The sequence below is a fragment of the Mesorhizobium japonicum MAFF 303099 genome, from assembly GCF_000009625.1.
GTDB classification, from domain to species: domain Bacteria; phylum Pseudomonadota; class Alphaproteobacteria; order Rhizobiales; family Rhizobiaceae; genus Mesorhizobium; species Mesorhizobium japonicum.
Window position 1 is genome coordinate 3,088,344 of sequence record NC_002678.2, and the last position, 21,915, is coordinate 3,110,258.

Consider the following 21,915-nt stretch of genomic DNA (forward strand, 5'->3'; position numbering starts at 1 on the left):
TTGGCATATGCATTTCATGACCCAGAATCAGACGAAGAAACTCAGCAAGTCGGACCGCACCCGAGCACACATCCTCGACGCCGCGAGGACGCTGTTTGCCGTGCACGGCTATGACGGCGCCTCCATCCGCGACGTGGCGGCACGTGCCTCGATCGACCCCGCCATGGTGATCCGCTACTTCCGCAGCAAGGATGAACTGTTCGCCAGGGCTGCGATCGTCGATCTGCGTTTGCCGGAACTGCGGGTAATTGACCTAGCCGTCGTCGGCGAAACATTGATCAGGCGCTTTCTCGAAATCTGGGAAGATGCAGCCAGCGGTCCGGGCATGACAATTCTGCTGCGTTCGGCGATGTCGAACGACTTCGCCGCCGAGAAGTTGCGCGAGGTGTTTGCCAACCAAGTGAGGCCGGTGGTTGCGGCAGTCGGTGACCAAGCCGACGCGGGCCGACGGGCCGGTCTCGTTTCGAGCCAGTTGCTGGGTCTGGCGATGTGCCGATACCTGCTGCGGCTTCCGCCGATCGTCGCTCTGTCCCACGACGAGATCATCCGGGAAGTCGGCCCCACGCTGCAGCGCTATATCGTGGGGCAGGACGCGCCTTGAGCATCCATCAAAGCGGGCCTGCTCGTTATGCATCGCTTGCGCAGCCCATGGCTCGGCATCGACAGTCCCGAAGCGAGACACAAAAGTTAATGGCGGCAGCGCCGCCTGTGCGAACCCTGTGGGCAAGCCTGTGAATCCTCGGTGGATAAGCTGTTCACAACACAAGATATTGAGGGAACAAAACGGGAAAATGCCGCCGGCGCTGATTTGTCGCCGATTCGTTCCGGCTTTGAGCGGAAGTTAACGTTAATGCCCCGGATTCAGCTGTGTGTCCTTAACGCCGAATTCAGAAAGATTAACAATTTCATAATCTTGAGAGATAGCCACTGACCTGCTTCTTTCATTTGCCGGCAAACGTTAAGGACAAGGCTCACCCAGCATAAAACGGGCCAGTTCGACGATTCAGCATGTGGTGAGAATCAGCACCACAAAATCCATATGTAGCCGTGAACAAAAGCTGAATCTGAGCGAGTCGCCGATTCGTAGCTGATTCGTTCCAGACTCGTTCCATCAGTTAAGCAGCAGCCAATTTAGCGCCAGATAGAGTTGCTTTCGAAGCCGCCGGTGGAACATTCCGCTTTCGCTTCGCGCCCGAAATCCCTATGTGTCGGCTGTCATACGCGCCAGTTGAGGCACGCTCCCGACAACCAGAGGCCAGAAAGCCTTATTTCCAGGTCGATGAACATCCAGCCGAAACACACTGAGCCGCTGATCCTGTCGGGCCGCGACGTGACCGCCGTGCTTGGCCCGACCAACACCGGCAAGACCCATCTCGCCATCGAGCGCATGGTGGCGCACGAAACCGGCGTCATCGGCCTGCCGCTCAGGCTGCTGGCCCGGGAAGTCTATACGCGTGTCTGCGAAAAAGTCGGTGCCCACAAGGTGGCGCTGATCACCGGCGAGGAGAAGATCCAGCCGGCGGGCGCGAAGTATTCGGTCTGCACCGTCGAGGCCATGCCGCGCGAGACGGACGCCGCCTTCGTCGCCATCGACGAGGTGCAGCTCGCCGGCGACCTCGAGCGCGGCCACATCTTCACTGACCGGATCCTGCATCTGCGCGGCCGCCAGGAAACGCTGCTGCTTGGTGCCGCCACCATGCACGGCATCCTGCAACGCCTGCTGAAGGGCGTCTCGGTGGTGACGCGGCCGCGGCTGTCGCATCTGGCCTATGCTGGTTCGAAGAAGCTGACCCGCCTGCCGCGCCGCACCGCGATCGTCGCCTTCTCCGCCGACGAGGTCTACGCCATCGCCGAGTTGATCCGCCGCCAGCAGGGCGGTGCCGCCGTCGTGCTCGGCGCGCTCTCGCCGCGCACCCGCAACGCCCAGGTGGCGCTGTTCCAGTCGGGTGATGTCGACTATCTCGTCGCCACCGACGCCATCGGCATGGGGCTCAACCTCGATCTCGACCACGTCGCCTTCGCACAGAACCGCAAATTCGACGGCTACCAGTACCGCAATTTGACGGCGGCCGAGCTTGGCCAGATCGCCGGCCGCGCCGGCCGGCATCTGCGCGACGGCACGTTCGGCGTCACCGGCCAGGTCGACCCGCTCGACGAAGAGCTGGTCAAGAAGATCGAAAGCCATGACTTCGATCCGGTGAAGGTGCTGCAGTGGCGCACCGCGCACTTCGACTTCGCCAGCCTCGATGCGCTGAAGCGCTCGATCGAGACCAACGCGCCGGTCGAGGGCCTGACGCGCGCATTGCCGGCGGTCGACGCGCAGGCGCTCGAATATCTCTCCCGCGACGAGGACATCCGCACGCTCGCCACCGATGCCAAGCGCGTGGCGCTGCTGTGGGAAGCCTGCGCGCTGCCCGACTACAGGAAGATCGCGCCCGCCCAGCATGCCGACCTCATCGCCTCGATCTACATGGACCTTGCCCGTCATGGCCATGTCGACGAGAACTACATGGCCGAGCAGGTGCGCCGCGCCGACACCACCGAGGGCGACATCGACACGCTGTCGCACCGTATTGCCCAGATCCGCACATGGACTTTCGTGTCGAACCGGCCCGGCTGGCTGGCCGATCAGGCACACTGGCAGGAAAAGACGCGCGAAATCGAAGACAGATTGTCGGATGCGCTGCATGAGCGGTTGACGAAACGCTTTGTAGACCGCAGGACTTCCGTCCTCATGCGGCGCCTTAGAGAAAATACCATGCCTGAAGCCGAAATCAGTCCTACCGGAACCGTCCTTGTCGAAGGCCACCATGTCGGCGAGTTGCAAGGGTTCCGCTTCACCGCCGACCAGACCGCCGGCGGCGAAGACGCCAAGGCCGTGCGCACGGCCGCGCAAAAGGCGCTGGCCGCCGAATTCGAGGCGCGCGCCGAACGCTTCGGCGCCTGTGCCAATGGCGATCTGGCGCTTGGCTCGGATGGCACGCTGCGCTGGATCGGCGCGCCGATCGGCACGCTGGTTTCGGGCGAAGACGCGCTGAAGCCGCGCCTCGTGCTTTTGGCCGACGAACAGCTGACCGGCCCGGCGCGCGACAAGGTCGCCGCGCGCGCCGAACGCTTCGTCAATTTCCAGATCGAAACGCTGCTGAAGCCGCTGATCGACCTGAAGAACGCCGAGCAGATTTCCGGCATCGGCCGCGGCATCGCCTTCCAGCTGGTCGAGAATTTCGGTCTCATCAACCGCCGCGATATCGCCGAGGAGATGAAGTCGCTCGACCAGGAGGGCCGCGCGGCGCTTCGCCGGCTCGGTGTGCGCTTCGGCGCCTACCACGTCTTCGTGCCCGCCCTGATCAAGCCGGCGCCCGCCGGGCTGGTGACCTTGCTGTGGGCGCTGAAGAATGACGGCAAGGACAAGCCTGGTTTCGGCGACGTCGTCCACGCGCTGGCGTCGGGCCGCACCTCCGTGGTCATCGATCCGGCCTTCGACAAGGCTTTCTACAAGCTGGCCGGCTACCGCAATCTCGGCCGTCGCGCCGTGCGCATCGACATATTGGAACGGCTGGCGGACCTCATCCGTCCGGCGACCAACTGGAAGCCCGGCCTCGGCCAGCGTCCGGACGGCGCCTATGACGGCCATTCCTTTATGGTGACGCCGCCGATGATGTCGATCCTCGGCGCCACCGCCGACGACATGGAAGAGATTCTAAAAGGCCTGGGCTACCGCGCCGAGCCGAAGCCGGCGGCGGAGGTCAAGGCACGGCTGGAAGCACAGGACAATGCCGCGCGGGAAGCCGCTGCCGCGAAACTTGCGGCAGAAGAAGCCGCGCGCGCCGAGCAGGCCAAGGCAGCCGAAGCCGCCGCAACGGACGCGGCCGCGGAGGCGGCGTTCGAGGGTTCGGAGCCGGCTGCCGCCGAGGCCGCCGTCGAAGCGCCAGTCGAGGTCATCGCGGAAACGACAGCAGAGCCGGTCGCGGAAGCGCAGCCGGAAGCTCCAGCCGAAGCCGTCGAAGAACCCGCTACCGAGGTCGCTGTCGCCGAAGCGGTTGGTGAACCTGCTGCCGGGCCAGAAGCGGAAGTCGAATCGGTCGAGGCGACGCCAGTGGAGCCAGTTTCCGAAGCCGCACCGGCGACGGAAGCAGTTTCGGACGAGCCAGCCGTGGTGGCCGAAGCCGCCGGCGAGCCCGCCGCCGAAGCCGAAGCACCCAAGCCGATCCTGCTGTGGCGCCAGGGCCGTTTCGAACAGCGCCCGCGTCATCACGAAGGCCGCAACAACCGCCAGCGCAACGGACAAGCCCGTGGACGCGGCAATGCGCCGGCTGAGGCCGGCACTGCGCAAACCACCGGCGCACCCGGAGAACGTCCCGCCCACGAGGGGCGTCGCGATGGCGCCGGCAAGCCGCGCTTCGACCGTTCGAAGTTCAAGCCCAAGCCGCAGGGTGAGGGCGAACAGCGTCGTGACGGCCGCCCGCAAGGCGAGCGTCCCGAACGCCGCGAAGGCCGACCCGACTGGAAGGGTGGCCGGCCCGAGGGCAAGGGTGGTCCCGATCGCGGCAAGGGCAGCGCAAAGCCCGCTTTCCAGCCGAAGCCGCGCGAGGAACGTCCGGTGCGCTTCGATCCGGATTCGCCGTTCGCCAAGCTCGCCGCCTTGCGCGATCAGCTGAAGAAGTAGGCTCGGTGGGTCCGATGGTTGCCGAAGGCCGCCAGCGCATCGACAAATGGCTGTTCTTCTCGCGGGCGGTGAAATCGCGCTCGCTGGCGGCGAAGCTCGTCGTCGCCGGGCGCGTGCGCATCAATCGCGACAAAGCAGCGCAGGCCTCCGATCTGGTCAAGTCGGGCGACGTGCTGACCATCACGCTCGACCGGCGCATTTTCGTCTGGAAGGTGCTCGGCGCTGGTGTCCGGCGCGGCCCGGCGGAGGAAGCCCGCACCCTCTATGAGGATATGTCGCCGCCGCCGACACCGAAGGGCGAGGCGCTTCCCGACGCCATTCCGGCGCTGCGCGAGGCCGGCAGCGGCCGCCCCACCAAAAGAGAGCGCCGCCAGACCGACCGCCTGATTGGCGAAGATTGAGGCTTTCCGGCCAGATCGCAGGCCGCGATTACCGGGGCAATGGCGGGCGCAGGACAGAACCGAACCCGGCAAACAAGATGCTCCCGGGACATCAGCCACCCTCGCAGCGCCTGCCGCCTGGAGTTCCATTCCGCCAACGCCGAAGCGGCCGCGCATGGCAACCCTTGCAAGCGAGAGACAAAGGCGTTACCTCACGGAAAAAGCCCAAGAAAACTGGCCCATTAAGCTGGGACGTCCCGGAGCCGACCGATGACCTATGTCGTGACCGACAATTGCATCAAATGCAAATATATGGACTGCATCGAGGTCTGTCCGGTCGACTGTTTCTACGAAGGCGAGAACATGCTCGTCATCCATCCCGACGAGTGCATCGACTGCGGCGTCTGCGAGCCCGAATGCCCGGCCGACGCGATCAAGCCCGACACCGAGCCAGGTCTCGACAAATGGCTGCAGATCAACACCGAATATGCCGAGAAATGGCCCAACATCACCGCCAAGAAGGAGCCACCGGCCGACGCCAAGACCTTCGATGGCGAGGCCGGTAAGTTCGAGAAATACTTCTCCGCCGAGCCTGGCGAAGGCGATTGACAATTCGGCCGCAAAGGCTTGTATGACGCAGCGTAACAGGCACATCGGATTAACCGCCTTGACAGGCGGCGATTGGTTGTGGCCTTCGCTTACGCAGCAAAACCTTGATTCTTCCGACTTTTTGTGCTACATCAGCCAAACATGCCGGTGACACAACGTCGATTTATGGCGCAGACGCCCCAAATCACTGAAAGGTGAAAATCCCATTCCGGACCAGAGCGATCTGGGCCAGGCGGTCGCAGTTCGTGCGGTTTGCCGGTCCCGGCCTTTCCGGTGGGTTCATCTGTTGTGCGGCTAACGATCGGTTTCCCCGGTCGCACGAGTTCAGCCGGCACCGCCGCCGGCCCACAACAAGGAGTTCAGGGCGTAATGGCAACGATCACCCCGCAGAAGAAGTCCACTGGTGCGCGTCACGGTTTCAAGACCGGCGAGTACATCGTCTATCCGGCGCATGGCGTCGGCCAGATCGTGTCGATCGACGAGCAGGAAGTGGCCGGCCATAAGCTGGAACTGTTCGTCATCGATTTCCAGAAGGACAAGATGCGCCTGAAGGTGCCGGTCGCCAAGGCGACCTCCATTGGCATGCGCAAGCTGTCGGAAGAGGATTATGTCGAGCGCGCGTTGAAGGTCGTGCAGGGCCGCGCCCGCGTCAAGCGCACCATGTGGTCGCGCCGCGCCCAGGAATATGATGCCAAGATCAATTCCGGCGACCTGATCTCGATCTCGGAAGTCGTGCGCGACCTCTACCGCGCCGACAACCAGCCGGAGCAGTCCTATTCCGAGCGCCAGCTCTATGAAGCGGCGCTCGACCGCATGGCCCGCGAGATCGCGGCCGTCAACCGGATGTCGGAAACCGAAGCCGTGCGCCTGATCGAGGTCAACCTCAACAAGGGCCCTAAGCGCGGCGCCAAGGCGGACAATGAGGAAGCCGAGCAGGAAGAAGCTGCCTGATCTCTCGAGCCTTTAAGTTCACGAAGAACCCGGCCCTCGCGCCGGGTTTTTTGTTTAGGCAGAACGAGGCATGTAGGGACCGCGTCTACGCCTGACCGCCGCCTTCCTTCTCGGCTTCCTGTTTCAGCGTCGCGATGAACCGCTTGGTCCGTTCGCGTTCCGGATTGCCGAAGAGCACGGCGGACGGCCCCTGCTCGACGATGACGCCGGCATCGAGGAACACAGCTTCCTGGGCGATCTTGGAGGCAAGCCGCAGATCGTGCGTCGCTATCACCATGGTCGTGCCTTCGCTGGCGAGCTTGCCGAGCACGTCGACCACCTCCTGCGCCAGTTCCGGATCGAGCGCCGAAGTCGGTTCGTCGCACAGCAGCACTTTCGGCGACGGCGCGAGCGCCCGGGCGATCGCCACGCGCTGCTGCTGGCCGCCTGAGAGCGTCGCCGGCCAGGCATCGGCCTTGTGCGCCATCCCGACCTTTTCCAGCAAGGCCAGCGCCCGCTCGCGGGCCTTCTCAGGCGACCATTTCAGCACCGTCACCAGCCCTTCCATGACATTCTCAATGGCGGTGCGGTGCGGAAACAGCTGGAAATTCTGGAACACCATGCCGGTTTGCAGGCGCAGCCGCCTGATGTCGGCGGCCGGCACCTTGATGCCCGGGCGAAACGCGAGCGTCTCGTCGCCGATGCGCACCGTGCCCGAGGTCGGGATCTCCAGGAGGTTGATGCAGCGCAACAGCGTGCTCTTTCCCCCGCCCGAAGGGCCGACCAGTGCCGTGACACTGCCTTCGGCGATCGCGACCGTCACGCCTTTGAGCACGAGATTGTCGCCGAAGCGCTTTTCGATATTGGTGAGGCCGATCATGCGCGTGCCTCCAGGAAGCCACCATAGCGGTTGAGCCGTTCCTCCAGCCGCGTCTGCAGGGCCGACAGCACGGAGCTCATCGCCAGATAGAGGATCGCCGCCTCGACATAGAGGATCAGCGGCTCATAGGTGGTGGCGACGATGCGCTGCGCGGCCTGGAACATTTCGGGCACGGTGATGGCGGCGGCCAGCGAGGTATCCTTGACCAGCGAGATGAAGGTGTTGGAAAGCGGCGGCACCGCGACCCGTCCGGCTTGCGGCAAGATGGTGCGCCGCATCGCTTGGCTCCAGGTCATGCCGATCGAATAGGCGGCTTCCCACTGGCCTTTCGGCACCGAGCCGATGGCCGCGCGGATGATTTCCGACGTGTAGGCGCCGATGTTGAGCGTGAAGCCGATCAGCGCTGCGGTAAAAGCATCAAGCAGGATGCCGACCGACGGCAGGCCGTAGAAGATCAGGAACAGCTGCACCAGCAGCGGCGTGCCGCGGAAGATCCAGACATAGAAGCGCACGAGCATGACCAGCGGCTTCGGCCCGAACAGCCGGCCGAGTGCGGCGCCCAGGCCAACGGTCAGGCCCAGCACGAAGGACGACAGCGTCAGCGGCACGGTGAAAATCAGGGCGGCCCAGAGCAGCGAAGGCAGCGATTCCAGCATCAGTTGGAGCCAGTGCGGCACGAAGGACCCTCCAGAATGATCGAGATGGCTTCATCGAAGCGCGAATGCGCCGGCCATGTCACGACAAAAGCGGCGAGCCGTCAAAGACGGCCCGCCGCTGGATGCATTGCGGGAGCGACAACTCGCCCCACTCAAAGTTATTTCGAAACGTCCTGGCCGAAATAGGTGTCGGCGATCTTCTTGTAGGTGCCGTCGGCCTTGATATCGGCCAGCGCCTTGTTGATGGCGGCAACCAGTTCCGCATCGCCCTTGCGCACGATGACGCCGGAATAATCAGCATTTTCCTCTTGCGCGGCGATCTTCACATTGGCGTCGGGCTTGTGCTTCTTGAAGTCGAGGAACGACAGGCTGTCATTGATGGTGGCATCGGCGCGGCCGGTCAAAAGCAGCTGGATCGACTGGTCGAAACCGTCGGTGCCGACCAGTTCGGCGCCGCTCGCCTCGGCGAGCTTGCCGAAGTTCGAGGTGAGCGACTGCGCCGACTTCTTGCCCTTGAGATCGGCGAAGGTCTTGATGTCGGTGTTGTCGCCGCGCACGATCAGCACCGCCTTGGAGGCGATGTAGGGATCGGAGAAATCGTACTTGGCCTTGCGCGCGTCGGTGATGCCGACCTCGTTGATGACGGCGTCGTAGCGCTTGACGTCGAGACCGGCGATCAGCCCGTCCCATTTGCCTTCGAGGAACTCGACCTTGACGCCGAGCTTGTCGGCGATCGCCTTGGCGATCTCCACGTCGAAGCCGACGAGCGCGCCGGACGCGTCATGGTAGGTGAAGGGCGCGTAAGTGCCTTCCGTACCGACCTTGATGACGCCGGCCTGCTTGATCTGATCGAGATTGGCGCCGGCATGGCCTGATGTGACCGCCAGGGCCTGCAGCGTTCCGGCGACGATAAGCGACTTGAGCCATTTCATTTTTTTGTGATCCCGTCCTTGGCCTGACATCAGGCCTGTTGTGAGGGCCGGAAAATGACAGATGCGAGCCGAAAGAATAAGGAACCAGATTTCAAAAACAAAGATTTTCCGAAACCAAATTCTCTAAATGCGATTCCCCGCAGCGTCCGAACGTCCCCGGCAACCGCGTCGAAATCGTCCGGACAACATCTCTCGCCCGCCCGCGCCAGCGGAACCTTTCTCGCGCATGGCAGTTTTGGCTGTTCTAGGGCGCGACGCCGCGATTTCAACCGGCGCCCTGCCAAGTTCGTAACGTCGGTTGTATCGCCTCAGCCAGGGAGCGCCTCATGATGGAAGACACGGCAGGACGGATCATGGTCCGCGCGGCGATGAAAGCTCCCTATCTCGAACGCGACGAGGAACATCGGCTGGCCTTGCTCTGGAAGCAAGACAACGACCAGAACGCATTGCACAGCATCACTGTCGCCCATATGCGGCTGGTGATTTCCATGGCCTCGAAATTCCGCCATTACGGCCTGCCGCTCGGCGACCTGATCCAGGAAGGCCATGTTGGCCTGCTCGAGGCCGCCGCCCGCTTCGAGCCCGAACGCGAAGTACGGTTTTCGACCTATGCGACGTGGTGGATCCGCGCCTCGATGCAGGACTACATCCTGCGCAACTGGTCGATCGTGCGCGGCGGAACCAGTTCCGCGCAGAAAGCCCTGTTCTTCAACCTGCGCCGCCTGCGCGCCCGGCTGGCGAATGGCGCCGAGCCGCTTTCCAACACGACCCTCTATCGCGAAGTATCGGTGGCGCTTGGCGTCTCCGAGGCTGACGTGGCGATGATGGATTCACGGCTGTCGGCGCCCGACTCCTCGCTCAACATGCCGCTTGCCGACGATGCGGGTGCCACCGAGCGGATGGACTTCCTGGTTTCCGATGATCCCCTGCCTGACGAGATTGTCGGCGACAAGATCGATGTCGCGCGCCGTTCACTCTGGTTGAAAGAAGCCCTTCACGCGCTCAACGCGCGGGAACTCAGGATCATCGAGGAACGCCGGCTGAACGACGAGGGCGCCACGCTCGAGGCACTCGGCGAGACGCTCGGCATTTCCAAGGAACGCGTCCGCCAGATCGAGGCCCGCGCCATGGAAAAGCTCAAGGTGGCGCTGGTGAAACAGAACCCGGAATTTCTGGCGACAGCCGCGTGACTCCCGCGTAACAGCGCTTACTTGTCGGTGACGATCTTGACCTTGTCGCCGGCCGAAACCGCGGCGCCCGGCGACAACGCGTTGAGCACCCGGAACAGGTCGAGCTTGCGGTCGACGCCGACCATCTGCGCGGCGAGCGAGCCCATGGTCTGGCCCGGCTGTACGGTAAGCACGCGGATATGCAGCGGCTTCAGGGCCGCCTTTTCAGCGGCACTCAGGACACGGAACGACCCGCTGACCGAGCGCGCCACCGTCTCCAGTGAGGTGCTGGCCGAGGGTGCAGCGGTCAGCAGCCGGTAGACCTGGCCGCCGGCTCGGATCACCGCGATATCGAACTGCCAGCCTTCGGCGCCGGCATGCGCGGTCGCGGCCTCGTTGCCGTTGATGGTTTCCTGCTTGACCGTGCTGTCGTCGAGACCGGCCACCCAGCCGCTTCTGATATAGTCGGTCAAGGCGCGGTTCTTGTCGATCGAAACGCCGTCGAAGCGAATCGCTATGTCGCCAGGCCCGGTCGCCGTCACCGCCGCCGCCGAATTGTCGATGATGAAACCGTCCGGCACCGTGAACGACACGCCGAGGCCCGGATGCAGGAAGGTCTCGCCGCGCACGTAGCCTTCTTCCGGCGTATCGCCATAGAGCAGGCCGTCTATGCCAGCGAGGAAGGAATCGCGGTCGCGCGTGCCGACGCCGGGCGCGCCGAACTGGCGGGCATGGCGCTGCGCGAGATCAATGCGCTGCGGCGTATTGGGATGGGTCGCCAGGAAGTCGAGGCTGGCGTCGGTGGCGCCGCTGATCGAGCGGAAATCGGTATAGGCCGACATCGACTGCAGGAAGCGGCCGGCGGCATAGGGGTCGTAGCCGGCTTCGCCGATCGACTTGATGCCGATGGCGTCGGCCTCGAGCTCCTGGTTGCGCGAGAACTGCGCCAGCCGGAGCTTGCCGCGGATCAGGGCCGCCTTGGCGGTCGGGCTGTCGCCGAGCACGTCAGAGACCACCTTGGTCGCCAGGCCTTCCTCGGCCTCCAGCTGCTGGCGCTGCAGGCCGTGATTGGCGGTGACGTGGCCCATTTCATGCGCGATGACGGCGGCGAGCTCGGACGAATCATTGGCCAGCGCCAGCAGGCCGCGCGTGATGTAGAGATAGCCGCCCGGCAGCGCGAAGGCGTTGACGTTGGGCGAATTGAGGATGGTGATGCGATAGGTCTGGGTCGGGTTCGCCGACACCACGGTCAAATTGCCGACGACCTTGGCGACCATGCGCTCGAGCTTGGGATCGGAATACTCGCCGCCATAGGTCGCCAGGATGCGCGGATGCTGCGCCTTGGCCAGCTCGGCGAGCTTGTTGTTGGCACCGACATTGTCGACTGTGATCGGCCTGTCGGACGGCTGGAAGCCGGATTCCTGGACCTCCGGCGGCGTGAACATCTGGCAGCTTGCCAAGGCCACGGTAAAGCCGGCCAGCGCTAGAAAGCGCGCCAGCGGGTTCATTCGTAGCTTGTCGACGCCGATCGCCAGAGCGGCTTCCTTTCAGGTCCCGGCGCATGACCAAGAAAATCGGGGGCGATCTTCGGAACCTGTCATGCGCAAAATACAAATTTCTACGGCACCCGTTGCGCGTCCCTTGGGGCGCGCGGCGGATGCAGTAGGCAAATCACGGCCTGTGCCGGACCAGTAGGGCGGACCTAGCCACACTACTTCTGCCATGGCAAGCAAGAGCCCCGTTGCCTGATGCCGGTTTGACCGTAAATTATGTCCGCTTCCGGGCAATATCTTGTGATACGGCATTGCCGGCACTTGCGCCGATATAGCGCCGGAACGCCTCCGGACCAGCCCCCGCGAAGAAATCATCCGCGCTGCCGGTGGCCGCCACAGTGCCATTGTCCAGAAACACCACATTGCGGCCGATGCGGCGGGCGTCCTGTGGCTGGTGCGTGACGAACAGCACCGTCATGCCGCGCTCCGCATGCACGCCGGCAACCAGGTCGAGCATGTCGTCGCGCAAGGCAGGCCCAAGCGATGCGAAGGGCTCGTCGAGCAGCAGCACCGGGCGATCACGCACCAGTACGCGCGCCAGGGCAACACGCTGGCGCTCGCCGCCGGAGAGTTCGCGCGGCAAGCGCTTTTCCTTGCCGCCAAGGCCTGTGCGCGCAAGCGCCCCGTCGATCGCCTCGCGGTCGACCTCGGTCAGCCGCAGCGATGGCGAGCGGCCGAGCCCGACATTCTGCTCGACGGAGAGATGCGCAAAAAGGTTGTTTTCCTGGAACACCATCGACACCGGCCGTGCGGCTGGCGGCGCGGCGCCGACATCGACCCCGCCGATCAGCACACCGCCTGACTGCGGCGTCTCGAAGCCGGCGACCAGATTGAGCAGCGTCGACTTGCCCGAACCGCTCGGCCCCATGATGGCGGTGATTTCCGCGGCCGCGAACGCGACATCGAAGGTGAGCGGCGCCTCGCCATAGCTGAACGAGACCTTGTCCAGCCGCACCGGAACACCCTTCCCTCTCATCGCCCCGTCAGACATTGCGGACCTTGTCTCTTCCCAGCCAGTCCGCCGCTAGCACCAGGGCGAGGCAAACGAGGCCAAGCAACAGCGCCAGGCCGGCGGCGTCCTGCGTGCGGTAGCTGCCCATGCGCGCCAGGAGAAGGTAGGGCAAGGTCTGCACGGAATCACTGCCGAACAGTGCGATCACACCGAGATCGCCGAGCGACAGCGCCATGGCGAAGGCGAAGGCGGTGGCGAGCGGCCGCCGCAATGACGGCCAGTCGACCAGCCGCAGCCTGGCCCAGCCCGAAATGCCGAGCTGCGCGCAGAGCCGTTCGTGGCGCTCGCTCGCCGCGTCATAGGCGGGACGGACGGCGCGCAGCGCGAAAGGCATCGCCATGACAGAATTGACGGTGACGACCATGACCGGGGCGATGGCAAAGACATCGCCGGCATGGCGCAGCAGCAGGAACCAGCCGGCGCCGATGACGATCGGCGGCACGACCAGCACAAAACCGGCGCCGGTATCCGTGGCATGTTCGAGTAGTGTTCTCGGACCGGCGCGGCGGTTCAACGCGAGTGCCCGTCGCGCCATGGTCAGCGCCAGCGACAACATCACCGAAAGCAGCGCCGACAGGCAAGCGAGCACCGCACTGGTCAGCGTCGCCTGCCGGACAGTGGCCTCGCCGGCGAGCCGGCCGAGATCGGCGCCCAAGCCTGCCGAGACGGTCGCGGCCATCGGTCCGACAACGAACAGCAGGGCCAGCACGATGAGCACTGCGTTCAGTGTGGTTTCGGTTCCTTTGACCGAGAGATAACGGCGCGGCGCCACCGGCAGGTTGGTGTCGCCGACGACATTGGCGCCAAGCCGCGTCAGCGCCAGCACCACGATGAAGGTCAGCGCGATCTGCAGCAATGTCAGGGCGACGGCCCGCGCGGGATCGAAATCGAAGCGCAGCGCCTGGTAGATGCCGACCTCCAGCGTCGTCGCCGCCGGCCCGCCGCCAAGCGTCAAAACGATGGTGAATGAAGTGATGCAGAGCATGAAGACCAGCCCGGCGACACCCGGCAGAGCGGCGCGCAGAGTCGGCCATTCAATCAGCCGGAAGGCCGGCCGCGCGCCCATGCCGAGCTGGCTCGCCAGTCGCCACTGGTCGGCGGGAATCGTCTGCAGCGCCTCGAGGAACAGCCGGGTCGCCAACGGCAGATTGAAGAAGACGTGGGCCACGAGAATGCCGGACAGGCCGTAAATGCCTGGCCAGCCCTGGCCGCCGACGGCGCTGAACAGCCCCGCGAAATAACCGGCACGGCCATAGAGCGCCAGTATGCCGAGCGCCGCGACGATCGCCGGCAGCGCCAGCGGCACGGCGAAGAGCTGCAGGATGAAAGCGCGGCCGAAAAAACGCGGATGCCGCGACAGGGCGCGTGCGACGAACAGGGCCGGGATGACCGAAAGCAGGGTCGAGAGGATGGCCTGCCAGAGCGTGAAGCGCACGACGCGCAGCAGATAGGGATCGAAGGCGGCCCAGGCGCCCGAGAAATTATGAGCGCCTTCGACAAGCAGGCCCGCGAATGCGCCGCCGATAAGCAGCGTGATCGCGGCGAGCGCAATGATTCCGGCGCTGACGCGGGGATCAGCGCGTCGCACGCTCGACCGCCAGTCTCCGCATAGCGACACTTATAGAGGGTTGCGTTCCTTGGCGCCCCCCTCTGTCCTGCCGGACATCTCCCCCACGAGGGGGGAGATTGGCTGTTTCAGCGCCTCGCTCATACCTATAGCGTCGGCGATTAGCGAAATCACCGATAGCATTCGATCTCCCCCCTTGTGGGGGAGATGTCCGGCAGGACAGAGGGGGGCGCCGTAGAGCACTCATCTTTCGATCATACGGCCAAACTATTTGCTCATCACCGCCAGCCATTCATCCACCCAAGCCTTGCGGTTGGCGGCGACCTCTTCGGGGCTGAACAGCAAGGTCTTGGCCGGCTTGACCAGTTTGTCGAAGGCCGGGTTGAGCGGCTTGTCGGTCTTGCCGGCCGGGAACATCCAGTTGGTCTCGGGGATCGCATCCTGGAATTTTGGGCCGGTCATGAAGGCCATGAATTTCGCCGCCAGCGGATTCTTCGCCCCCGTGGTGGTGATGCCCGCGACCTCGATCTGCAGATACTCGCCCTCCTCGAACGAAGCCGCCTGGTAGCGCTGCGTGTTCTCGGCGACCATGTGGTAGGCCGGCGAGGTCGTGTAGGACAGCACCATCGGCGCCTCGCCCTTGGTGAACAGGCCATAGGCCTCGCTCCAGCCCGGCGTCACGGTCAGCACCTTCGTCTTGAGCTTGGCCCAGGCTTCCGGCGCCTTGTCGCCGTAGACCGACTTCACCCACAACAGCAGGCCGAGGCCCGGCGTCGAGGTGCGTGGATCCTGGATGACGATCTTGTCGTCGGCACTGCCTTCGACCAGTTCCTTCAGGCTCTTCGGCGGCGTCTTCAGCTTTTCGGTGTCGTAGACGACGGCGAAGTAGCCGTAGTCGAAGGGAACAAAAGTGTCGTCGCTCCAGCCGCCCGGCACGTTGACATCGGAGACCGCGCCATGCGGGGCAAACAACCCGCTAGCCTTGGCATCGGCGGTGAGATTGGTGTCGAGGCCGAGCACGATATCGGCCTTGGTCGACGCCCCTTCGAGCTTGACGCGGTTGAGCAGGGCCACGCCATCGGCGACCGAGACGAACTCGACGTCGCAGCCGCATTCGGCCTCGAATTCCTTCTTCACCACGGGGCCTGGACCCCAGTCGGCGGTGAAGCTTTCATAGGTGTAGACGGTGAGCTTGTCCTTGGCCAAGGCCGGCCCGGACAGCGCCACGACCATCGTCGAGACAAGAGCGTATAAAAGCGTGCGCATCGGCGCCTCCTTCGTTCGAATTGAAAAGGAATTGAGGCGCCGGACTGTCCGAAACGTCTAATCCCTCCGCCGGTACAAACCGGATCAGGTTCAGCGGGTTGGCGAGACTGCCTCTCAGCCGGTCCGCGAAGATCGCGTCCGGCACCCCGTTAGAGCGTTTCGACACATAGGCCGGGCCGAGGAACCGCGCAAGTGGCAGTTTGCCGGCCTTCCGTTTCCGCTGCCGGGCTGGTACAGGCCACCGGATATGAGCACATTCACCATCCTGCTTGGCGGCGATCTCATCCGCACGCCCCGGCTCGACCGCCAGGTCGAAGGCTCGCGCGTCATCGCCGCCGACGCCGGCATCGGCCATGCCCGGCTGCTCGGCCTTGTGCCGGAATTGTGGGTGGGCGATTTCGATTCCGTGCCGACCGATCTGCCCGCCGACCTTGCCGCGGTGCCCCGCCGGACTTTCCCGGCGGAGAAGGACAAGACCGACGGCGAACTGGCGATCGCCGCAGCACTCGAGCGCGGCGCGACCCGCCTTGTGCTGGCGGGTGCGTTCGGCGGCAAGCGCGCCGACCACGCCTTCCTGCATCTGGCGCTCGCCCTGCGCCTGGCCGAGGCCGGAACGGAGGTGCTGCTGACCAGTGGCGCCCAGGAAGGTGTCCCGCTGCTGCTGGGAACGGCCGGCTTCGACTATGCCGACGGCACGCTGTTTTCGATCCTCGGCTTTTCCGAACTTGCCGGCCTGACCGTCACCGGCGCCAAATGGCCGTTGAACCAGGTCGAGGTGGCCTTCGGCTCGTCGCTGACCATTTCCAACGAGGTCCGGGGTCGCCTGGACATCGCGCTCGGCCACGGCCGCGCGCTGCTGCTCGCGCATCCGTATCCACTACCTGAAAGCTGACATGGCCCCGCCCCTTCTCAATCTCGACGGGATAAGACTGACCTTTGGCGGCACACCGCTGCTCGACGGCGCCGCGTTGACCGCTTCGGCCGGCGACAAGATCGCGCTGGTAGGCCGCAACGGGTCCGGCAAGTCGACGCTGCTCAAGATCGCCGCCGGCCTGGTCGAGCCGCAGGACGGTGAGGTGTTCCGCCAGCCCTCGGCAACCGTCCGCTATCTGCCGCAGATGCCCGACATGGAAGGTTTCGCCAATGTGCGTGCCTATGTCGAGGCGGGGCTTGGGCCAGCCGACGACCCTTACCGCGCCTCCTATCTGATGGAGCATCTTGGCCTCACCGGCGAGGAACGGCCGGGCGATCTCTCAGGGGGCGAGGCCAGGCGCGCAGCCCTGGCCCGTGTCATGGCGCCGGAGCCTGATATTCTGTTGCTTGATGAGCCGACCAACCATCTTGACCTGTCGGTCATCGAATGGCTGGAAGAAGAGCTCGTGCGCACCTCCTCGGCACTCATCGTCATCTCGCACGACCGCCGTTTCCTCGAGCGCGTGTCGCGCGCCACCGTCTGGCTCGACCGTGGCCAGACCCGCAGGCTGGACAAGGGTTTTGGCCATTTCGAGGAATGGCGCGACCAGGTGCTGGAAGAGGAAGAGCGCGAGCAACACAAGCTTGGCCGCCAGATCGTGCGTGAAGAACACTGGCTGCGTTATGGCGTGACGGCGCGGCGCAAGCGCAACATGCGCCGCTTGGGCGAGTTGCAGACCATGCGCCAGCGTTTCCGCGGCCATCGCGGCGCCGAAGGCACCGCGACCATGGTGGCAAGTGACGCCGCCGAATCCGGCAAGCTGGTGATCGAAGCCAAAAACATCGAGAAGAGCTTTGGCGACCTGGCCGTGGTCAAGGGCTTCTCGACCCGCATCCAGCGCGGCGACCGCGTCGGCCTCGTCGGACCGAACGGCGCCGGCAAGACGACGCTTTTGAAGATGCTGACCGGCGAATTGGCGCCGGATGCTGGCTCGGTGCGGCTCGGCACCAATCTGGAAATCGCCACGCTCGACCAGAAGCGCGAGGCAGTCGATCCGCAGGAGACGCTGGCGCAATACCTCACCGACGGGCGCGGCGAAAACCTCGTCATCAATGGCGAGCAGCGCCATGTCGTCTCCTACATGAAGGATTTCCTGTTCAAGCCGGAGCAGGCGCGCACGCCGGTGCGCGAACTGTCCGGCGGCGAGCGGGCGCGGCTGATCCTGGCGCGCGTGCTGGCACGACCGGCAAACCTCCTGGTACTTGATGAGCCGACCAACGATCTCGACATGGAGACGCTGGAACTGCTGCAGGAACTGGTCGCCGGCTTTGCCGGCACCGTTATCCTGGTCAGCCACGACCGCGATTTCCTCGACCGTACCGTCACCAGCCTGATCGCGCCGGATGGCGACGGGCGCTGGATCGAATATGCCGGCGGCTATTCCGACATGCTGGCGCAGCGCGGCGGCACCAGGCTCGACGACCGCAAGGCGCGCGCCAAGGCTGAAGCCGCCGATGCGCCGGCGCCGGGCAAGAGCGAGCCGGTGGCGCCAAAAGGCCCTGCGAAGAAACTGTCGTTCAAGCAGAAATTCGCCTTGGAATCCCTCCCAAAGAAGATCGAGGCGGTGACCGCTTCGATCTCGCGGCTGGAGAACAACATCGCCGACCCGGCCTACTACGAGCGCGATCCGGCCTCGTTCCAGAAGACCATCGCCGCCCTCGACAAGGAGCGCGCGACACTGGCCGCGCTCGAGGAAGAGTGGCTGGAACTGGAGATGCTGCGCGAGGAGATGGAGGGGTAGTTGGTGCCTGCGAGATTATGCGTCTATGTTAGGCGCATAAAGGGCAGCTCCATGCTTCAACCGAAAGCCGAACTTCAACGAAAATCCGCCAAGATATCGACCAGCTTGCAGTTGCTCGAAGACGCAAAGGTGTTGAGCATCGACATCTCTCGTGCCGCAGAGACGGGTATCGCCAAGGCTATTGCGAAGAAAAAGACGCTTCAATGGCAAGCAGAGAACAAGAAAGCCATTGCCAGCTCGAACGGCTATGTCAGCCGAAACGGACTGCCCTTAGCCAAGTATCGGCCGTTTTGAGACCACAACCCTATCCAAATCCGCGCCGCCTTCTCAGCCCGCCGTCTTCGCCTGCCAGGCCTTGATCGCCTCGTCGAACACCTTCTCGCCGGGAATGCCTTTTTCCATGGTCAGCAGCGCCCGCCGGCCGGTCTTGTAGACGACCGGCACGTCGATCCAGTCCTGGCCGCGCAGCAAGGTCATGTTGGCGTCCTCGTCGGCCTTGGTGTCGTTGAGTGCGACGAGGAAGAAGCCGTCGGCGATCTTTGCCGGGATGCCGATCAGCGGGCTGCCGGCATCCTGCTCGGAACTCTTCATCGCGACGCGCAATATGTTGTCGACACCGCCACCCTCAAAACCGTCGGGCGTCAGGAAGATCATCTCGATGATGTGGCTGGCCGGCAGCGTCTGGTCGGTGTTGCGGCGGATGGTCATGCGCAACTGGATGTCCTTGCCGGGGATGGTCGCCTCGGCGCGGATCGCCGGCTCGGGCGGCAGGTCGCCACCGGGCGATTCCTGCACCAGCGACCAGACGATGCTGCCGGGCTCGGCTGAACCCTGCGCGGTGCTGGTGCGCTCCTCATAGAAGATCGCCTTCTGGCCGACCGGCACCGAGGCCGCCGCCACGGGGGCAGCCGGTGCCGCGGGCGTGGCACCCGCTGGGGCAGGCGTGGCGCCCGCTGGGGCGGGCGTAGCGGCGGCATTGGCCGGCGCCGCGGGTGTAGTTCCGTTGGCAGGCGGGGGTGCGGCGGGCGCGGCGCCCGCCGCGGGTGCGGTCGCGGCAGGCGCCGCCGCGGCGGGCACTGCCGCGGGCGCGGCTGCAGCCGGGGGCGGATTGGCCGGCGCATTCGTCGCCGATGGCGGCGTCGTCAGCGCGGCGACGGATTCACCCTCGCCTACGCCGGTTTGGCCACCGGCCGGGCCGGGGTCGGTTTCGCCGCCTTCGGGCGTCAGCCGCTGTGTGAATTTCGTCGCCTCGGTACCTGCCGCGGGCGCTGGTGTCGCCGGGGCGTCGGTCGCCGGCTTGGCCGGCGCCGGTTTCACCGGTTCGGTCTTGGCGACGACCTTGCTGCCGTCCAGGCCCAGCATCTTGCCGAAGGCGTCCTTGTTCAGCCAGATGCCATAGCCACCGCCGGCAACGACCAACAAGGCGACGACGGCGGCGATCAGCCCGCCATAGCTGCGCCTGCGCTCGGCCGGACGCAGGCGGAAAGTATCGGCGGCCGCCGGCTCCTCATCGTTCGGGAAGACGTCGGCGCGGTCATCGTCCTGGTCCGTATCCATGCCCGGCAAGGCAGGATCGGCGAGATCGGGGGCCACCGGTTGCACCGGCGTGGGTTTCTGCCAGCTTGGCTCGGCCTTGGCCGCAGGCGAAGGCACGGACTGGTAAGGTTCCGGCGTGGCGGCAGGCGGCGGCGCGGGCCGGTAGGGCTCGGCCTTGGCGGCTGGCGGTGCCGGCCACGCCGGCTCAGCCTTCACCGGCTGGCGCGTGTGGCTTGGCTGGTTCTTGTTGCGATCGATCGAGGAAAAGATATGTTCCAGCTCGGCGAGCGGATCCGCTTCCGGCACGCTCTTGGTATACTCGTGCTCTACGCTCGCAATGGCGTCTTCCAGCGAGCGCTTCTGCTTGGCCACGACGTCGGCCGACAATGGCGGCGAAAACTCCGCGAGCTTCTTGACCAGCGCCGAACGAGCGCCGTCATAGGTCCGCGTGCGCGTTTCAGGCGTCGGCTCGCCATATTTGTCGAGCGCCTTTTTCAGAACAGCAACAAAATCTGCCATGCTTCAGTCGACCTGTATTTTTGCTTCCGCGCCGGCCCCCGCAAATCAGCCGTGATGCCCGGAAAGGCTTCAGAAACTAGTCTTGAAACGGATCGGTCACAAGTATCGTATCGTCCCGTTCCGGGCTGGTGGAGAGGAGTGCCACTGGCGCGCCGATCAGCTCCTCTATGTATCGGACATATTTGACGGCCTGGGCCGGAAGGTCGTTCCAGCTGCGCGCGCCGGCAGTGGTGCCTTTCCACCCTTCCAGCGTCTCGTAGACCGGTTCGACACGGGCCTGCGCGCCCTGGCTGGCCGGCAAATAGTCGATCATCTCGCCGTCGAGGCGATAGCCGGTGCAGACCTTGATCTCGTCCAGCCCATCGAGCACGTCGAGCTTGGTCAGCGCGATGCCCTTGATGCCGTTGACGGCGACGGCCTGGCGCACCAGCACCGCGTCGAACCAGCCGCAGCGGCGCTTACGCCCGGTGACGACGCCGAATTCATGACCGCGCGTGCCGAGGAACTCGCCGATCTCGTTCTTCTGTTCGGTCGGGAACGGGCCTTCGCCGACGCGCGTCGTGTAGGCCTTGGTAATGCCGAGCACGTAGCCGATGGCGCCCGGGCCGACGCCCGAGCCGGCGGCGGCCTGGCCGGCCACCGTGTTGGACGAGGTGACGAAGGGATAGGTGCCGTGGTCGATGTCGAGCAGCGTGCCTTGCGCGCCTTCGAACAGGATGCGCTCGCCGGCGCGGCGCTTGTCGTCGAGGATTTTCCAGACACGGTCCATATAGGGCAGGATCTCGTCGGCGACCGAGGTCAATTCAGCCATGATCGCGTCATGTGTGACTTCGCCATGGCCAAGCCCGCGGCGCAGCGCATTGTGGTGCGTCAGCAGCCTGTCGACCTTCAGGGGAAGCGTTTCCAAATCCGCCAGATCCATCACCCGCACCGCGCGCCGACCCACCTTGTCCTCATAGGCCGGACCAATGCCCCGGCGGGTCGTGCCAATCTTCGTCCCGGAATTTGACGCGGCGTCCTCGCGGAATCCGTCCAGCTCCCGGTGCAGCGACAGGATAAGCGCTGTGTTTTCGGCTATTTTCAGGCGATCCGGCGTCACTTCGACGCCCTGCGCCTTGAGCTTCGCCACTTCGGCCACGAAAGCATGCGGGTCGAAGACGACGCCATTGCCGATGATGGACAGCTTGCCCTGCCGCACGACGCCGGACGGCAACAGCGACAGCTTGTAGACCTTGCCGTCGACGACCAGCGTGTGGCCGGCATTGTGGCCACCCTGGAAACGCACCACCACATCGGCGCGCTCCGACAGCCAGTCGACGATCTTGCCCTTGCCTTCGTCGCCCCATTGCGAGCCGACGACCACCACATTGGCCATGTTTCTTTTCCCTTGAGACGCCGCCGAGCGGCTTGGATATGGTTCGAAACGACAGGCCTCTATAGCGTCAAGACCTCGCGAGTGCGACCTTTCTTTGCCGCCGAAAATGCCCTGAGGCACAACAATTTTCGGCTTTGACATCATTTACTTG

18 protein-coding genes and 1 riboswitch are annotated in these 21,915 nt (G+C 64.6%); of the genes, 9 read left to right on the plus strand and 9 right to left on the minus strand.

The genetic code is table 11. The features are described 5' to 3' along the window. Positions 1–7 precede the first annotated feature (7 nt). From MAFF_RS16155 to MAFF_RS16175, 5 genes are all read left to right on the plus strand, one after another. Positions 8–601 carry a TetR family transcriptional regulator gene (locus MAFF_RS16155; protein WP_244420799.1) on the plus strand — a complete coding sequence of 198 codons (594 nt, stop codon included), beginning with the start codon at positions 8–10 and terminating at the stop codon, positions 599–601. A 678-nt stretch (positions 602–1,279) separates the two neighbouring features. After that, positions 1,280–4,666 (plus strand): helicase-related protein, encoded by a 3,387-nt coding sequence (locus MAFF_RS16160; protein ID WP_044548382.1) that lies wholly within the window; start codon positions 1,280–1,282, stop codon positions 4,664–4,666. A 14-nt stretch (positions 4,667–4,680) separates the two neighbouring features. Continuing rightward, positions 4,681–5,067, plus strand: coding sequence for an RNA-binding S4 domain-containing protein (locus MAFF_RS16165; RefSeq protein ID WP_044548383.1), 387 nt, complete (start codon positions 4,681–4,683; stop codon positions 5,065–5,067). A gap of 249 nt (positions 5,068–5,316) precedes the next feature. Continuing rightward, positions 5,317–5,655: a ferredoxin FdxA gene (fdxA, locus tag MAFF_RS16170; protein ID WP_008873823.1), complete on the plus strand. Its 339-nt coding sequence runs from the start codon at positions 5,317–5,319 to the stop codon at positions 5,653–5,655. Between the two features lie 369 nt (positions 5,656–6,024). Further along, positions 6,025–6,606, plus strand: a complete 582-nt coding sequence (locus tag MAFF_RS16175; protein WP_010911999.1) for a CarD family transcriptional regulator — start codon at positions 6,025–6,027, stop codon at positions 6,604–6,606. Between the two features lie 85 nt (positions 6,607–6,691). Here MAFF_RS16175 and MAFF_RS16180 read toward each other — a convergent pair whose 3' ends face one another. The 3 genes from MAFF_RS16180 to MAFF_RS16190 form a co-directional block, all read right to left on the minus strand. Next, positions 6,692–7,465 (minus strand): amino acid ABC transporter ATP-binding protein, encoded by a 774-nt coding sequence (locus tag MAFF_RS16180; protein ID WP_010912000.1) that lies wholly within the window; start codon positions 7,463–7,465, stop codon positions 6,692–6,694. After that, positions 7,462–8,142, minus strand: a complete 681-nt coding sequence (locus MAFF_RS16185; RefSeq protein ID WP_010912001.1) for an amino acid ABC transporter permease — start codon at positions 8,140–8,142, stop codon at positions 7,462–7,464. The genes MAFF_RS16180 and MAFF_RS16185 overlap by 4 nt, the downstream gene beginning before the upstream one ends. Before the next feature lie 137 nt (positions 8,143–8,279). Then, on the minus strand, positions 8,280–9,053 hold the full coding sequence (locus MAFF_RS16190; protein WP_044548384.1) for an amino acid ABC transporter substrate-binding protein: 774 nt from the start codon (positions 9,051–9,053) through the stop codon (positions 8,280–8,282). Between the two features lie 326 nt (positions 9,054–9,379). On the opposite strand from MAFF_RS16190, the gene MAFF_RS16195 reads away from it, so the two are divergent. Further along, complete coding sequence (locus MAFF_RS16195; protein ID WP_010912003.1) at positions 9,380–10,243, plus strand: RNA polymerase factor sigma-32; 864 nt, start codon at positions 9,380–9,382, stop codon at positions 10,241–10,243. 17 nt (positions 10,244–10,260) lie between these two features. Here MAFF_RS16195 and MAFF_RS16200 read toward each other — a convergent pair whose 3' ends face one another. The 4 genes from MAFF_RS16200 to thiB all read right to left on the minus strand — a co-directional run bounded on the left by MAFF_RS16200 (position 10,261) and on the right by thiB (position 15,620). Next, positions 10,261–11,730 (minus strand): M48 family metalloprotease, encoded by a 1,470-nt coding sequence (locus tag MAFF_RS16200; RefSeq protein ID WP_010912004.1) that lies wholly within the window; start codon positions 11,728–11,730, stop codon positions 10,261–10,263. A 259-nt stretch (positions 11,731–11,989) separates the two neighbouring features. Beyond that, positions 11,990–12,751: a thiamine ABC transporter ATP-binding protein gene (gene thiQ / locus MAFF_RS16205; RefSeq protein ID WP_010912005.1), complete on the minus strand. Its 762-nt coding sequence runs from the start codon at positions 12,749–12,751 to the stop codon at positions 11,990–11,992. Between the two features lie 7 nt (positions 12,752–12,758). After that, complete coding sequence (gene thiP / locus MAFF_RS16210) at positions 12,759–14,375, minus strand: thiamine/thiamine pyrophosphate ABC transporter permease (protein ID WP_080511872.1); 1,617 nt, start codon at positions 14,373–14,375, stop codon at positions 12,759–12,761. 246 nt (positions 14,376–14,621) lie between these two features. Then, positions 14,622–15,620 carry a thiamine ABC transporter substrate binding subunit gene (gene thiB / locus MAFF_RS16220; RefSeq protein ID WP_010912007.1) on the minus strand — a complete coding sequence of 333 codons (999 nt, stop codon included), beginning with the start codon at positions 15,618–15,620 and terminating at the stop codon, positions 14,622–14,624. A gap of 44 nt (positions 15,621–15,664) precedes the next feature. Next, a riboswitch (TPP riboswitch) is annotated at positions 15,665–15,779 on the minus strand. Positions 15,780–15,867: 88 nt separating this feature from the next. On the opposite strand from thiB, the gene MAFF_RS16225 reads away from it, so the two are divergent. Genes MAFF_RS16225 through MAFF_RS16235 form a run of 3 tightly spaced genes read left to right on the plus strand, consistent with a single transcriptional unit; the run spans position 15,868 to position 18,628 of the window. After that, positions 15,868–16,512 carry a thiamine diphosphokinase gene (locus MAFF_RS16225; RefSeq protein WP_010912009.1) on the plus strand — a complete coding sequence of 215 codons (645 nt, stop codon included), beginning with the start codon at positions 15,868–15,870 and terminating at the stop codon, positions 16,510–16,512. A 1-nt stretch (position 16,513) separates the two neighbouring features. After that, complete coding sequence (locus MAFF_RS16230) at positions 16,514–18,334, plus strand: ABC-F family ATP-binding cassette domain-containing protein (RefSeq protein ID WP_010912010.1); 1,821 nt, start codon at positions 16,514–16,516, stop codon at positions 18,332–18,334. Positions 18,335–18,385: 51 nt separating this feature from the next. Next, positions 18,386–18,628: a type II toxin-antitoxin system CcdA family antitoxin gene (locus tag MAFF_RS16235; RefSeq protein ID WP_044548386.1), complete on the plus strand. Its 243-nt coding sequence runs from the start codon at positions 18,386–18,388 to the stop codon at positions 18,626–18,628. A gap of 33 nt (positions 18,629–18,661) precedes the next feature. Here the strand turns inward: MAFF_RS16235 and MAFF_RS16240 are convergent, their stop codons facing one another. Together MAFF_RS16240 and MAFF_RS16245 are read right to left on the minus strand one after the other, a co-directional pair. Then, positions 18,662–20,389, minus strand: coding sequence for a hypothetical protein (locus tag MAFF_RS16240; protein ID WP_010912012.1), 1,728 nt, complete (start codon positions 20,387–20,389; stop codon positions 18,662–18,664). 76 nt (positions 20,390–20,465) lie between these two features. Beyond that, positions 20,466–21,764, minus strand: a complete 1,299-nt coding sequence (locus MAFF_RS16245) for an adenylosuccinate synthase (RefSeq protein WP_010912013.1) — start codon at positions 21,762–21,764, stop codon at positions 20,466–20,468. Between the last annotated feature and the right edge of the window lie 151 nt (positions 21,765–21,915).